This window comes from Tepidibacter aestuarii (genome assembly GCF_934924865.1).
Taxonomy (GTDB): Bacteria; Bacillota; Clostridia; order Peptostreptococcales; family Peptostreptococcaceae; genus Tepidibacter_A; species Tepidibacter_A aestuarii.
Window position 1 is genome coordinate 3,106,206 of sequence record NZ_OW235315.1, and the last position, 15,314, is coordinate 3,121,519.

Here is a 15,314-nt window from a genome sequence, read left to right on the forward strand (position 1 = left end):
TATTCGTCAACACTTTTTAAAAAATTTTTTAATATTTTATTTTTAAATTAATTTCTTATTTTTCTTTAAAACTTTATATCATATGCTTTAGGTCTGCCATGACCGATATAAGTTTATACGTTTTACCCGACAAAAAAGATCCTAGGTCATCCTAGGATCTTTTATATACTAAGGCATTATAAAATTTTCGTTCTGTAGATAACATTGATGAAAGAACTGCACTTATAACTATTCTAAGCAACAGAGTCGTGGGACTTGTTGGCGCCATGAACGCATGTGAATTTTAAGAGCGGAGCCCGTTAGGACTCGTTGGCGACATGAGCCATGCGTTAGCATGAAGCGAATTTTTTTATTGTAAATTATTCATTCATAAGATTTTCAAGCTCAGTTAGTAATTCATCAAATTTTTGAAGAGCTTTTTCAACAGGCTCAGTCGTAGTCATATCTACACCTGCTTTTTTAAGCATTTCAACCGGATAATCATTCCCTCCAGATGCCAAAAACTCTAAGTAAGCATCCCTTGCACCCTCTTCATTATTTATCATATTTTCTGATAATATTATACCTGAAGAAAGTCCTGTAGCATATTTATACACATAGAAATTATAATAAAAATGAGGAATTCTTGACCACCATACTTTAGATAAATCATCTACCTCAAAATCTTCCCCATAATATTTACTCATTAAATTGCCCCAAGTTTTATTCAAAAATTCACTAGTTAAAGCTTCTCCATTTTCTGCAGCTTCGTGAATTGTTTTTTCAAATTCAGCATACATAATCTGAGTATATATTGATCCTCTTATCTGTTCTAAATATGAATTTATTAAATACATTTTTTCTTCTTTAGTTTTAGCATTTTTAATTAAATAGTCAAGCATTAATGCTTCATTAGTAGTAGAAGCAACTTCTGCTGTAAATATAGGGTAATCTGATTTTGAGTAAGGTTGAGTTTTATTTGAATAGTATGAATTCATTGCATGCCCTAATTCATGAGCTAAAGTTGATACGGAGTCAAGAGTTCCATTGTAATTTAACAGAACATATGGATGTGTATCATAAGTCCCCCAAGAATAAGCTCCTGAACTTTTATTCTCATTTTCATATACATCTACCCATCTTTCTTGAAAAGCTTTATCTAAATCTTTTATATAATTATCTCCCAATGGATAAAGTGCTTCTTTTACCATATTCTTAGCCTTTTCATAATCTATATATTCATTTCCTGATTGTTTAACCATAGAAACATACATATCATAATATCTAACCTTATCTTCTATCCCTAAAATCTTCTTTCTAAGAGATACATATCTATGAAGAGGCTCTAAGTTATCATTAACTGCCTCAACTATATTATTATACACTTCAGGCTTTATATTATCCGAATCTAATGATCCTTCAAGTGCAGAATTATAATTTCTTGATTTAGCGAAAAAAATATTAGTTTTAACTTCTGCTGATAGATTAGCTGCTATAGTATTTATATTTTTTTCATAGCTTTTAAACATAGATTCAAAAGCTTTTTTTCTTACATCCCTATTGGGATTATCTAATAATTTTGAATATGTAGCATAAGTTACCTTTATTGTCTTACCATTATCCAGAGTAATATCTTCTGCTTTTCTGTCTAAATCATCATATTTTGAATAAATAGTTTCAGGCATAGCTCCTATATCTGATGCTAAAGCTAATATTCTTTCTCCTTCTTGTGACAAAGAATGCTGTTTGGTTCTTAAAAGGTTATTTAAATAAACATCATAGTCTTCGAATTCTTCTTTTTCTGTAAAACTCTTTAGTTTTTCTTCTGATAAAGATAATATTTCAGGTTCTACAAAAGAGAATGCTTCTGTCACCTTTGTATTAATACCCTCTGCCCGATCTGCCATAGCTGAATATTTTTCATTTGAATTATCCTCATCTCTTTTTAGGCTAGCATAAACATATAACTTTTGTTCAAGTCTAAACATTTCTTCTTTTAAGTTTAATACCTCTAGTATATATTTTTCTTGTTTTAGTTTACCTTTGTAGCTTTCTACCTTTGGTATACTTTCTTCTAGCTTTTTAAAGTCCTCTTCCCAAGCATTATCCGTTAAATAAATATCTTCTGTTGACCAAGTATATTCCTTTGGAATATCACTTCTGTTCGTATAGCTTACTTGATCTGCAAAAGATAGTAACGGAAAAGTTGCAATTGAAGCAGTCAATATAACTGATATAATTTGTTTTTTAACCTTCAAAAAAAATCCCCCTCCGAATAATTATTAATATATTCTATTCCCATATTTTTGAAATAATTCTAACATATTCACCTTCTGCAAGTCAATGGTATCAACCGAATATTCTGTTAATTATATTTTTATAATTTCTTCTTCCGACTCTTCAAGTAGTCACGTAATCTTTTTCTTAGAGCGTTAGCTTTGTTGATATATCCACATACTAAAAAAGATGGTTATTTAAATGTTAGTGAATCTTTTAACTAGATTTCAATAAAACTTGTGTTTTATCGTTTAAATATACGTAAAAAAATTTCTTATGTCTGAGCCTTAGCGAGTTTAAGAAATTTTAGTATATTTAATAAGATACAATACTTAGTTTTTTTAGTCTATTTAATGAATTCACGGTATTTAAATAACCATCTTTTTCGATTAAGAACAATAAAAAAAGATTACGTGGCTACGTCCTACTCTCCCAGGGGGCTGCCCCCCAAGTACCATCGGCGCTAAGGAGCTTAACTTCTGTGTTCGGAATGGGAACAGGTGTATCCTCCTTGCTGTAATAACCACATAATCTTTTAGTTTTAAGTATTAATATTAATACTTTCAAAATTGACCAGATTTAAAATTTGGTTAAGTCCTCGATCTATTAGTATTCATCAGCTGAACTCATTACTGAGCTTACACCTTGAACCTATCAACCAGGTAGTCTTCCTGGGATCTTACTCATAAAGATGGGAAATCTTATCTTGAGGTTGGCTTCGCGCTTAGATGCTTTCAGCGCTTATCCATTCCATACATAGCTACCCAGCTATGCCACTGGCGTGACAACTGGTGCACCAGAGGTATGTCCATCCCGGTCCTCTCGTACTAAGGACAGCTCCTCTCAAATTTCCTACGCCTGCGACGGATAGGGACCGAACTGTCTCACGACGTTCTGAACCCAGCTCGCGTACCACTTTAATGGGCGAACAGCCCAACCCTTGGGACCTACTACAGCCCCAGGATGTGATGAGCCGACATCGAGGTGCCAAACCTCCCCGTCGATGTGGACTCTTGGGGGAGATAAGCCTGTTATCCCCAGGGTAGCTTTTATCCGTTGAGCGATGGCCCTTCCACGCGGAACCACCGGATCACTAAGCCCGACTTTCGTCCTTGCTCGACCTGTATGTCTTGCAATCAAGCTCCCTTTTGCCTTTGCACTCTTCGCACGATTTCCGACCGTGCTGAGGGAACCTTTGGGCGCCTCCGTTACATTTTGGGAGGCGACCGCCCCAGTCAAACTGTCCACCTGACAGTGTCCCAAGACCAGATTCATGGTCTATGGTTAGAATCTCAATATTACAAGGGTGGTATCCCAAGGATGACTCCACGAAAACTGGCGTTCTCGTATCTCAGTCTCCCACCTATCCTGTACATGTAATATCGAAATCCAATGCCAGGCTACAGTAAAGCTCCATGGGGTCTTTCCGTCCTGTCGCAGGTATCCGGCATCTTCACCGGAATTACAATTTCACCGAGTCTTTTGTTGAGACAGTGCCCAAATCGTTACGCCTTTCGTGCGGGTCGGAACTTACCCGACAAGGAATTTCGCTACCTTAGGACCGTTATAGTTACGGCCGCCGTTTACTGGGGCTTAAGTTCAATGCTTCGACTAATGTCTAACACATCCCCTTAACCTTCCAGCACCGGGCAGGCGTCAGCTCCTATACATCGTCTTTCGACTTAGCAGAAACCTATGTTTTTGGTAAACAGTCGCTTGGGCCTATTCTCTGCGGCCTCTTCGGGCATACACCCTAATGAGGCACCCCTTATCCCTAAGTTACGGGGTCATTTTGCCGAGTTCCTTAACAAAAGTTCTCTCGCTAGCCTTAGAATTCTCTTCTCACCCACCTGTGTCGGTTTGCGGTACGGGTACCTTTAATCTCAGTAGAGGCTTTTCTTGGCAGCATGAAATCGACTACTTCGCTACTTAAATTTCGCTCCCCATCACACCTCAGGATTGCACCGACGGATTTGCCTATCAATGCTCCCTTAATGCTTGGACCTACATATCCAATAGTAGGATAGCCTATCCTTCTGCGTCACCCCATTCTTCAAACGATTATCGGTAGTACAGGAATCTCAACCTGTTGTCCATCACCTACGCCTTTCGGCCTCGGCTTAGGTCCCGACTAACCCTGAGCGGACGAACCTTCCTCAGGAAACCTTGGGTTTTCGGCCCGTAGGATTCTCACCTACGTCTCGCTACTCATGCCAACATTCTCTCTTCACTGCAGTCCACTAGTCCTTCCGGTCTAGCTTCAACCCGCAGTGAATGCTCCCCTACCCATTGACAAAGTCAATGCCGTAGCTTCGGTAGTAAGTTTTAGCCCCGATAATTTTCGGCGCAGGATCACTCGACCAGTGAGCTATTACGCACTCTTTGAATGAATGGCTGCTTCTAAGCCAACATCCTGGTTGTCTGTGCAATCCCACATCCTTTACCACTTAACTTACATTTAGGGACCTTAGCTGACGGTCTGGGCTGTTTCCCTCTCGACTATGAATCTTATCACCCACAGTCTGACTCCCAAGCAAAAGATAAAGGCATTCGGAGTTTGATAGTCTTCGGTAACCCACAGGGCCCCTAGGACATTCAGTGCTCTACCTCCTCATCTCTAAGCTTGAGGCTAGCCCTAAAGCTATTTCGGGGAGAACCAGCTATCTCCGAGCTCGATTGGAATTTCACCTCTACCCACAGCTCATCCCCGCACTTTTCAACGTGCGTGGGTTCGGACCTCCACGAAATTTTACTTTCGCTTCATCCTGGCCATGGGTAGGTCGCTCGGTTTCGGGTCTACGACAAGTAACTGAATCGCCCAGTTAAGACTCGCTTTCGCTACGGCTCCAGACCCTAAGTCCTTAACCTTGCTACTTATCGTAACTCGTTGGCCCGTTCTACAAAAAGTACGCGGTCACACTAAAAATGTGCTCCCACAGCTTGTAGGCATAGGGTTTCAGGTTCTATTTCACTCCCCTTCCGGGGTTCTTTTCACCTTTCCCTCACGGTACTATACGCTATCGGTCACCAAGAAGTATTTAGCCTTGGGGGGTGGTCCCCCCAGCTTCCCACAGGGTTTCACGTGTCCCGTGGTACTCTGGAGTATGCTCGAAAGTCTTCTTGTTTAATCTACAGGACTATTACCTTCTATGGTGGGTCTTTCCAAACCTCTTCGACTACAATACCTCTTTCTTGTGAGCATATCCGCAACCCCTATGAAGAAAACTTCATAGGTTTGGGCTCTTCCCCTTTCGCTCGCCGCTACTTAGGGAATCGATTTTTCTTTCTCTTCCTCGAGGTACTTAGATGTTTCAGTTCCCTCGGTTCCCCTCCTTAGACTATGTATTCATCTAAGGATACCTAGACATTACTCTAGGTGGGTTTCCCCATTCGGAAATCTCCGGATCAAAGATTGCTTGCATCTCCCCGAAGCTTATCGCAGCTTACCACGTCCTTCATCGGCTCTTGGTGCCAAGGCATCCGCCCTACGCCCTTAATAACTTAACCTAAATTTATTTAAATCTGTTCAATTTTCAAAGTACTAAAGTACGTCGCCAACGAATTAAAAATTCCGTTGCTCAAAGTACTAATTTTGAGGAATAAACCCTCAAAATTAAACAGTAGGTTATTTCTCCTTAGAAAGGAGGTGATCCAGCCGCACCTTCCGATACGGCTACCTTGTTACGACTTCACCCCAGTCATTGATTTCACCTTCGGCAGATTCCTCCTTACGGTTGGATATCTGACTTCGGGCGCCCCCAACTTCCGTGGTGTGACGGGCGGTGTGTACAAGACCCGGGAACGCATTCACCGCGACATTCTGATTCGCGATTACTAGTAACTCCAGCTTCATGCAGGCGAGTTTCAGCCTGCAATCCGAACTGAGACTAGCTTTAAGAGATTAGCTTGACCTCGCGGTTTCGCAACTCTCTGTACTAGCCATTGTAGCACGTGTGTAGCCCTAAGCATAAGGGGCATGATGATTTGACGTCATCCCCACCTTCCTCCGAGTTATCCTCGGCAGTCTCTCTAGAGTGCCCATCCAAAATGCTGGCAACTAAAGATAAGGGTTGCGCTCGTTGCGGGACTTAACCCAACATCTCACGACACGAGCTGACGACAACCATGCACCACCTGTCACCTCAGTCCCCGAAGGGAAAGCTTCGATTAAGAAGCGGTCTGAGGGATGTCAAGCTTAGGTAAGGTTCTTCGCGTTGCTTCGAATTAAACCACATGCTCCGCTACTTGTGCGGGTCCCCGTCAATTCCTTTGAGTTTCACTCTTGCGAGCGTACTCCCCAGGCGGAGTGCTTAATGCGTTAGCTGCGGCACCGAGGGGGGTAACCCCCGACACCTAGCACTCATCGTTTACGGCGTGGACTACCAGGGTATCTAATCCTGTTCGCTCCCCACGCTTTCGTGCCTCAGCGTCAGTTACAGTCCAGAGAGCCGCCTTCGCAACTGGTATTCCTCCTAATATCTACGCATTTCACCGCTACACTAGGAATTCTACTCTCCTCTCCTGCACTCAAGCCCTGCAGTTTCAAAAGCTTACTACGGTTGAGCCGTAGCCTTTCACTTCTGACTTACAAGGCCGCCTACGCACCCTTTACGCCCAGTAATTCCGGATAACGCTTGCCCCCTACGTATTACCGCGGCTGCTGGCACGTAGTTAGCCGGGGCTTCCTCCTAAGGTACCGTCATTATCTTCCCTTAGGACAGAGCTTTACGACCCGAAGGCCTTCATCGCTCACGCGGCGTTGCTGCATCAGGGTTTCCCCCATTGTGCAATATTCCCCACTGCTGCCTCCCGTAGGAGTCTGGACCGTGTCTCAGTTCCAGTGTGGCCGATCACCCTCTCAGGTCGGCTACCCATCGTCGCCTTGGTAAGCTTTTACCTCACCAACTAGCTAATGGGACGCGGGTCCATCCTATACCGCTAACGCTTTGACATTTCTAAGATGCCTTAAAAATGTGTTATCTCGTATTAGCATATCTTTCGATATGTTATCCGTGTGTATAGGGCAGGTTACCCACGCGTTACTCACCCGTCCGCCGCTAAGATTAAAAAGCAAGCTTTTTAATCTCCGCTCGACTTGCATGTGTTAGGCACGCCGCCAGCGTTCATCCTGAGCCAGGATCAAACTCTTAAATAAAAGTTTGTCAGTACTCAGTAAACTGACTTTATGTGTTGTTTCCGAAAATCACTGTTGTGATTTATTTATAACCTACTGTTTAATTTTCAAAGTTCATTTTGTGTTTCGTGTTTACCTCATTTTCGAGGACAAGTAATACTTTATCACCTTTGAATTATTTCGTCAACATTTTTTTTAAAACTTTATTTATATTTTAATTGGTCACCCTTCAAGCAACTCTATACATAGTATATCTTAAGAAAGCATTTTTATTCATAAAACGAAACTTAATTCAGATGAAATTTTTACTTCAGCTGAATTTTTAGTTAAGTTAATCCAGAAGCTGTTAAGTTCTTATCTCCAGACTTAAGAGTATAGAGATAAGAACTTTTAGTTTTCGGATAAATTTGTTTTTTTATTATAATTAAGGAGGTTTTTTTTTATGTTTGATTTTAATAATGATTTTGACAGAAAGAAAATAGATCAATTTTGCTATGTATACCATAAAAATGGTTTTAATTATCTCGCTTTTATAAAAAAAGACGATAAAAACTATTATTATCTATGTAGATGGGATCCTTGTTCTAGACAATGGTCTTATAAAGAAGTTAAAAAAGATAATATAAAGCATGTAGAATACTTCAGACCTAATCCATGCTAGAATTCGTATAATACTAAAAAAGGCTGCTAATAGCAGCCTTTTTTTATTTAATCTCTTTCTTTATATAGTTTATTGCCGTTGGAAGTTGTTTATCTACATCTTCAACTACAATATCAGGCGTTATTCCTTTACCGTGTATATACTCTCCATTCGGAGTAAAGTATTGAGATACTGTAAGCTTAAATCCAGATCCATCGTTAAGAGATCTTACACTTTGAACTAATCCTTTTCCAAATGTTGTAGTTCCTATCAATACTCCTTCTTTATTATCTCTTACAGCTCCTGATAATATTTCAGATGCAGAGGCTGATCCTTTATTTACAAGTACAGCAAGAGGAACATCTATCTTATTTTTATCAGATTTTAGATATTTTGTTTTTCCTTTTCTATCTCTTGTATAAACTATAGTTCCCTCTCCGATTAATTCATCAGTTATTTCTTGACATTGATCTAGTAGTCCACCTGGATTATCTCTTAAATCCAGAATTAATCCACTTATATTCTTGTCTTGTAATTGTTTCAACTGAGCTTTAAACTCACCTGCAGTCTGTTCATCAAATGTAGTTATTCTTATATATCCTATGTTATCTTCTAATACTTCAGATTTTACAGTCTTTAGTCTTATCTCTTGTCTTTTTATTTTCATATTTATTGTTTCTTTGCCATTTCTTAGAATAGTTATTTCTACTTCTGTTCCAGCTTTTCCTTTCATCATAGATATAGCCTTATCCATCTCTTTTGCAGTAACATCTTCTCCATTTACCTTTATTATTTTATCCTCACTCTTTATCCCAGCCTTAAATCCTGGTGAATCTTCAATAGGAGATACTACTGTTATGTATCCATCTTCTCCAGGCGTTATAATAACACCTATACCACTATATGACCCTTCAGTATACTGCATAAAGCTTTCAAACTCTTTTTTATTCATATACTGTGAATACGGATCATTAAGCCCCTCAAATAATCCTTTTATAGATCCATCAACTAAATTTTCTTCCTCTACATCGGTATAGTAGTTATCCTCGATAACCTTTTCAAGAGAATACAGTTTATTATACTTCTTGTATTCATCAAATGCTTCTTTTGAAACTAATACCTTCTCCCCGAATGCAAGTTCTATATTCATAGTTAATATAGAACTTAGTAAAACTAATACAACCCCCCATATAACGGCTTTTTTTCTAGATATCATAGAATGCATCTCCTTTTAAGTAATCTATATATATTATATGTGTAATTATCTTTTTATATTATATGTGTAATTACCTTTTTATATAACGAGTAGAAATTATATTTACTTTGATTTAAGCATAGGTAGCGGATCTACGTACTTTCCGTTCTTTCTAACCTCAAAGTGACAATGTGGCCCAGTTGATCTTCCTGTTGATCCTGCTTTTGCTATTGTCTGTCCTCTTTTTACTGTCTGTCCAGTTTTAACTGAAAGCTTTGAATTATGTCCGTATAAAGTAACTATTCCTCCGCCATGGTCTATCATAACAGTATTCCCATATCCGCCTTGCCATCCAGCAAACATTACCTTACCATCATTTGCAGCAACTATATTTGCTCCCATAGGAGCTCCTATATCAAGCCCTGTATGCAGCTTCTTAGTTTTTAATGTAGGGTGAATTCTATATCCAAAATAAGATGTTATCCTAGTATACCCAGGAGCTGGCCATCCCATTGCTCCTCCTACATAAGAACCTTTAGACTGTTTTTTCAGTATTTGCGATTCTAAAGCTTTTGCATATCTATTTAAAGCATCTATATTAGCTTCAAGCTTTTTAGCATCCTTTTGAAGATCTCTTTTTAAAGCGGTTTGCTTATTTTGACTAGCTACAAGTCTTGACTTTTCTACTTCTATGCTATTCTTTAAGGAAATTATTTCTTTTTCTTTATTTTTAAGCTCTGTTCTCTTTACCTCTATTTCTTTTTTCTGATCTGATAATTCTGTCAGTAACTCTTTATCACCATTTACTATTTTCTTTATCATATCCAAATTAGATAATAATTCATTCATATCTTTTGAACTAAGTATCACTTGTATATAACTCACATCCGAAGTTTTATACATAACATTTATTCTTTCACCTAGCAAACCCTCTTTTGTTTCAATTTCATTTTCTAATTTTCCTATCGCTTCAGTCGTGCTCTTTATTTTTGATTGTGCACTAGTTAAATCTGCTTGAGCTTTGTTTATTTTTTGTTGAGTATTGTGTATTTGATAACCTAATTCCTCGATATTATTATCTATTTTAGATTGATCCTTTTTATTTTCATTTAAGGCCTTTTGTATATTATCTTTACTCTTTTTTGTATCTTTAAGTTTCTGCTCATAACTTGTGTTTGCAGCAAATACATTAAAAGAAGTAATAAACATTACTATTATACATGTCCATACTATTTTTTTATTCATTCCAATATCCCACCTTACGTTTTAGACATTCAAATATCTTCTAAGCGAAATAATACTTCCTATTATCCCAACTCCAATTCCCATTACAATAGATATATTTATTAAGCTCTCCATGACCCCTGTTACAGGTAAAATATATCCCGAGAAAATAGAGTATGCTGGTAAATCTAATTTTGCATAAAAATAATCATATCCAAAATAAGTAATTGCAAGAGATATTAAAGCCCCTATTAATCCTAATACCATTCCCTCTATTATAAAAGGCCATCTTATAAACCAATCAGTAGCTCCAACGTACTTCATTATGTTTATTTCTCTTCTTCTTCCATGTAGTGCTAACTTTATTGTGTTTGAAATTATAAAAAGCGATATCAAAGCTAACATTGCTATTATAAATAGTCCTGATATCTTGACTATATTAGATAATTGTATAACTTTTTCTACAACATCGTCGTAGTATTTAACTTCTTTTATACCATCAAATTTATTAACTTGATTTGCTATTTGCTCTGTGTTTTCAATATTACTAACTTCTATTATGAATGAGTTATCAAGAGGATTATCTATTCCTTCTAAAAGATATGCATCTTCTCCCCATTTTTCTTTCATTTTATTTAAAGCATCCTGTTTTGACTCAAATTCTACATTTTGTACTCCATCTATTTGACCTAACTTTTTTTCAAGATTAAATATATGTTGTGATGTCATATCCTCATTTAAATAAACTTGAACATTGTCAAATTGCCCTTCAACCATTGATGTAAAATTGTTTATATTTATTACTATACTAAATATTATACTTAGTACAAATAAAGCCGCTGAAACAGATCCTATAGATACAAGTGACATAGTAGGATTTCTGAATATTCCTTTAAACCCCTCTTTTATATTATAAATAATACTATTCATAACTGTAGCTTCCCCTTTCCTCATCTTTTATGACTATTCCTTTTTTAAGAGCAATAACTCGTTTTTTCATTCTATCAACTAAATCACTTGCATGAGTTGCCATTATTATAGTAGTTCCTCTTCTATTGATATCAGTTATAATGTTCATTATTTCATTCGAGGTTTGAGGATCTAAATTACCTGTTGGTTCATCCGCAATTATTATAGAAGGGTTATTAACTATAGCTCTTGCTATACTAACTCTTTGTTGTTCTCCTCCTGATAATTCTGAAGGATACGATTTTGCTTTTTCACTAAGACCTACCATGCCTAAAACAAAAGGAACCCTTCTTCTTATATTTTTACTGTTTTGCCCTATTATCTCCATGGCAAAAGCCACATTTTCATAAACAGTCTTATTCGGAAGTAGTCTAAAATCCTGAAAAACAATCCCTATACTTCTTCTATACTTCGGGACCTTTCTCTTCGGAATTTTTCCTATATCCTTTCCATGTACAAGTATTTTCCCACTTGTTATATCTTCTTCCTTTAGAAGGGACTTTATAAAAGTAGATTTACCTGCTCCTGATGAACCCACCAAAAATACAAATTCTCCTTTATCAATCTTTAAATTTATATTAAAAAGTGCTAATTTACCATTTTTATAACTCTTACTAACGTCCTTAAATTCTATCACTTACACCAACTCCATCCAAAATTTTGACTTTGACTTCTTTATTATAACAATAAATAAGATAAAACTCCAATTCAGATGTTGAAATTAGTTAAATTTAGAACTTTAGATACATAAAAATTTGTCTAATTGCTACGCACTGACTCATGTCGACAACGATCCCTACGGACTCCATTTCTCAAAACTTATCACAATCCATATATTTCTAATTATTTTAATATATAAAATATATTTAATAGATTATTTTGATATAATTGTATAAAGGGGATGATTTTATTGAAAAAAGAATTTAGAAAAAAAGTTATATCAGAAAGAAAAAAACAAAATCAAGACATAATAAACTCAAACTCAGAATTAATATTTCAAAATTTATTGAAACTAAGTGAAATAAAAGAAGCCAAGAATATAATGGCATACCTTGACTTTAACAACGAAGTAAAAACGGATAATATAGTAAATTATTTCTTATCAAAGAACCAAAAAGTTGTAGTTCCAATAACAATACTTGATGAAAAAAAACTTTTATTATCTGAAATAAAGGATATTGAAACGGATGTTTCTATAGGAACTTACGGAATTAGAGAGCCTAAGTCAGGATTTATAAGACCAGTAGAGGCTAAAGAGCTAGACATAGTAATAGTTCCTGCAGTAGCATATGACATTAATGGATATAGACTCGGTTATGGAGGCGGGTATTACGATAGATTCTTAGAATCTATTAGAGATGACTGTTTAACAATTGGAATAGCATTTGAAATTCAATTATTTGATAAAATTCCAAAAGAAGATCACGACGCGCAACTGGACTACATAATAACAGAAAAAAGGATAATTAAAATTTAATTATCCTTTTCATCCTTATCTTCTTCATCTATTAATTCATCTAAAGCTTTATTTACTCTTTCATCTATTTCACTTTCACAAAGTCCTGTAAGAACTTCAAGGCCCTCGCTTATATTTGATACTGCATATATATGAAACACTCCATCTTTAACAGCCTGTATTATTTCATCGTTTAACATAAGATTCTTTACATTTTGTATAGGAATCATAACACCTTGATCTCCTGTAAGACCTTTTATTTTACATACATCAAAGAAACCTTCAATCTTTTGATTTACTCCTCCTATAGGCTGTATCTCACCCTTTTGACTAACCGACCCTGTAACTGCAATATTTTGCTTAACAGGAACAGATGCAATGCTGGATATTATTACGTAAAGTTCTGTACTTGAAGCACTGTCTCCATCTATACCAGAATAATTTTGTTCAAACGTTATAGATGTATTAAGTGATAATTGTCTTTCTTTACCGTATTTTTCACCTAAATATCCACTTAATATCAGTACTCCCTTATCATGTATACTTCCACTGTGCTTGATTTCTCTTTCTATATTTATTATTCCACGCTTTCCTCTATAAGTAGATGCTGTTATTCTAGATGGTTTTCCAAATGAATATTCTCCTGTACCCATTACAGCTAATCCATTTATTTGGCCTACCTTATCACCTTCTACATTTAAAATAAGGGTTTCATCTTCAAACATTTCATTAAGCTTTTGTTCATACTTATTGTTTCTATATTTTTTAGACTGTATTGCTTTTTTGACATCCTTATCTGTAACATATTCTGAATTCTCATCGCTCAAATTTTCTGCCTCATAAAGAATATCTACTATTTGATTAAACCTAGCTGTCAACTTTTGTTTGTTCTCACATATTCGGGAGCTATATTCTATAATCTTAAGAACAGCCTTTTTATCAAAATGCTTCAAACCTTCTTTTTCACAATGAGATGAAATAAATCTAGCTACCTTATATATATTTTCTTCATTTCTATCTACTTCAACATCAAAATCAGCCATGACCTTAAAAAGCTTTGCAAAATCTTCATCATACGCATATAAAAGATTGTAAATACGATTATCTCCTATTAGGATAACCTTTATATCCACATCTATAGGCTCTGGCTTTAATGTCGATGTAACTATATATCCATATTGCTTGTTTAGTGTTTCTATATTTATCTTTCCAGTTTTTAAAGTTCGCTTAAGTGCTTCCCATGCAAATGGATGAGAAAACAAATCCTTTACATTCAATATCAAAAATCCTTCGTTTGCTTTGTGAATAGCACCAGGTTTTAGTTCCATAAAGCTTGTAGTAAGAACTCCTATTTCATTTTTATACTCTATCATACCAGTTAAATTATAATAAGTTGGATTAGTCTCATTTATAACCCTACATCCTTTTTGCTCACTATTGTCTATAAATAAATTAACATGATACCTTATAAAGAATTTACTATCATCTTTTTGCATAAATCCAAATATATTTTGTTCAGCTTCTTTTTTAGGCTTAAACTTATCTATATTCTCTACCATATCGTCCTTCATATCATGTAGGAAGTTTAGCTTTTTCTCATTGTATCCATAATTCTCTATTAGTATATTTATATAAAAGCTTATTATGCTCTCTCCAATTTTTTTGTCTAAATTAGATATCTCATTTTTAAATTCTTCTTCTATTTCTTTTATTTTCTTTAAATATTCACCTATATCATTGTTTAACCTAGCAGCACTTTGTCTTATATTATTTAGCTGCATTTGAGATAACTTTTTATACTCTTCATCTTCCATCGGAGTATTGTCTTCCTTTAAAGGAATACTTACCAAACCTCTTTGTGTTATCTGGAATGTAAATCCTTTTGATCTTGCAAATTCATTTAATTCATTTATAACAGCTTGAGTCATAGTCTCATGCTCTATTGTTATAGCTTTATTTCTATCTTCATATTCTCTGGATTCAAATGTTCTTGGAATGTCCGATCTTAACTTTTCCAAGACATCCTCTACATCCTTTTTAAATTTTTTACCATTACCTGCTCTAAATTTAAGAGATATAGGTTCATTAGGACTCTTGTAATTGTAGACATAAACATAGTCAAATTTATCTCTTTTATATCTAGCTATCTTTTCTATCATAGACATTGTATAACTAGTTCTTCCCGTACCACTCATACCAGCTACATATACATTGTACCCTCTTCTTTTCATGTTAAGCCCAAAATCCATGGCACAGACAGCTCTATCCTGCCCTATGATACCCTTAAGCGGACTTATATCCTCTGTTGTCTCAAAATCCAATTTATCAATATCATATTCATTTTTCAAATCGTTTATACCAATTTTGAACTTGTCTATAGTTTTCATAAAAAACTCCTTTTTTAAGTTTTCATATTAATCTTAATTTTTATTATTTTTAC

At 35.9% G+C, this 15,314-nt stretch carries 8 protein-coding genes and 3 rRNA genes; 2 read left to right on the forward strand and 9 right to left on the reverse strand.

Annotated features, from left to right (window positions below; translation table 11 throughout):
- Positions 1–359: 359 nt before the first annotated feature.
- The 4 genes from pepF to M2214_RS15160 form a co-directional block, all read right to left on the reverse strand.
- Positions 360–2,237, reverse strand: a complete 1,878-nt coding sequence (gene pepF, locus M2214_RS15145) for an oligoendopeptidase F (RefSeq protein WP_248480604.1) — start codon at positions 2,235–2,237, stop codon at positions 360–362.
- A gap of 430 nt (positions 2,238–2,667) precedes the next feature.
- Positions 2,668–2,784 (reverse strand): 5S ribosomal RNA (gene rrf / locus M2214_RS15150).
- A 58-nt stretch (positions 2,785–2,842) separates the two neighbouring features.
- Positions 2,843–5,763 (reverse strand): 23S ribosomal RNA (locus tag M2214_RS15155).
- Positions 5,764–5,895: 132 nt separating this feature from the next.
- Positions 5,896–7,411 (reverse strand): 16S ribosomal RNA (locus tag M2214_RS15160).
- Together the 16S, 23S and 5S rRNA genes form the textbook arrangement of a ribosomal RNA operon.
- A gap of 421 nt (positions 7,412–7,832) precedes the next feature.
- Between M2214_RS15160 and M2214_RS15165 the strand changes: the two genes are divergently transcribed.
- Entirely contained in the window at positions 7,833–8,051 is a 219-nt protein-coding gene (locus M2214_RS15165; protein WP_248480606.1) for a hypothetical protein, read from the forward strand.
- 43 nt (positions 8,052–8,094) lie between these two features.
- Here M2214_RS15165 and M2214_RS15170 read toward each other — a convergent pair whose 3' ends face one another.
- From M2214_RS15170 to ftsE, 4 genes are all read right to left on the reverse strand, one after another.
- Entirely contained in the window at positions 8,095–9,246 is a 1,152-nt protein-coding gene (locus M2214_RS15170; RefSeq protein ID WP_248480607.1) for a S41 family peptidase, read from the reverse strand.
- A 102-nt stretch (positions 9,247–9,348) separates the two neighbouring features.
- Entirely contained in the window at positions 9,349–10,470 is a 1,122-nt protein-coding gene (locus M2214_RS15175; RefSeq protein WP_248480609.1) for a murein hydrolase activator EnvC family protein, read from the reverse strand.
- Between the two features lie 21 nt (positions 10,471–10,491).
- Positions 10,492–11,379 (reverse strand): permease-like cell division protein FtsX, encoded by an 888-nt coding sequence (gene ftsX / locus M2214_RS15180; protein WP_248480611.1) that lies wholly within the window; start codon positions 11,377–11,379, stop codon positions 10,492–10,494.
- Complete coding sequence (ftsE, locus tag M2214_RS15185; protein ID WP_248480613.1) at positions 11,372–12,055, reverse strand: cell division ATP-binding protein FtsE; 684 nt, start codon at positions 12,053–12,055, stop codon at positions 11,372–11,374. Before ftsE ends, ftsX begins: the two co-directional genes overlap by 8 nt.
- A gap of 273 nt (positions 12,056–12,328) precedes the next feature.
- Here ftsE and M2214_RS15190 point away from each other — a divergent pair, with 273 nt between their 5' ends.
- Positions 12,329–12,895 (forward strand): 5-formyltetrahydrofolate cyclo-ligase, encoded by a 567-nt coding sequence (locus M2214_RS15190; protein WP_248480615.1) that lies wholly within the window; start codon positions 12,329–12,331, stop codon positions 12,893–12,895.
- Here M2214_RS15190 and M2214_RS15195 read toward each other — a convergent pair.
- Positions 12,892–15,261 (reverse strand): Lon protease family protein, encoded by a 2,370-nt coding sequence (locus tag M2214_RS15195; protein WP_248480617.1) that lies wholly within the window; start codon positions 15,259–15,261, stop codon positions 12,892–12,894. The two genes, M2214_RS15190 and M2214_RS15195, sit on opposite strands and share 4 nt — an antisense overlap.
- Positions 15,262–15,314: the final 53 nt, after the last annotated feature.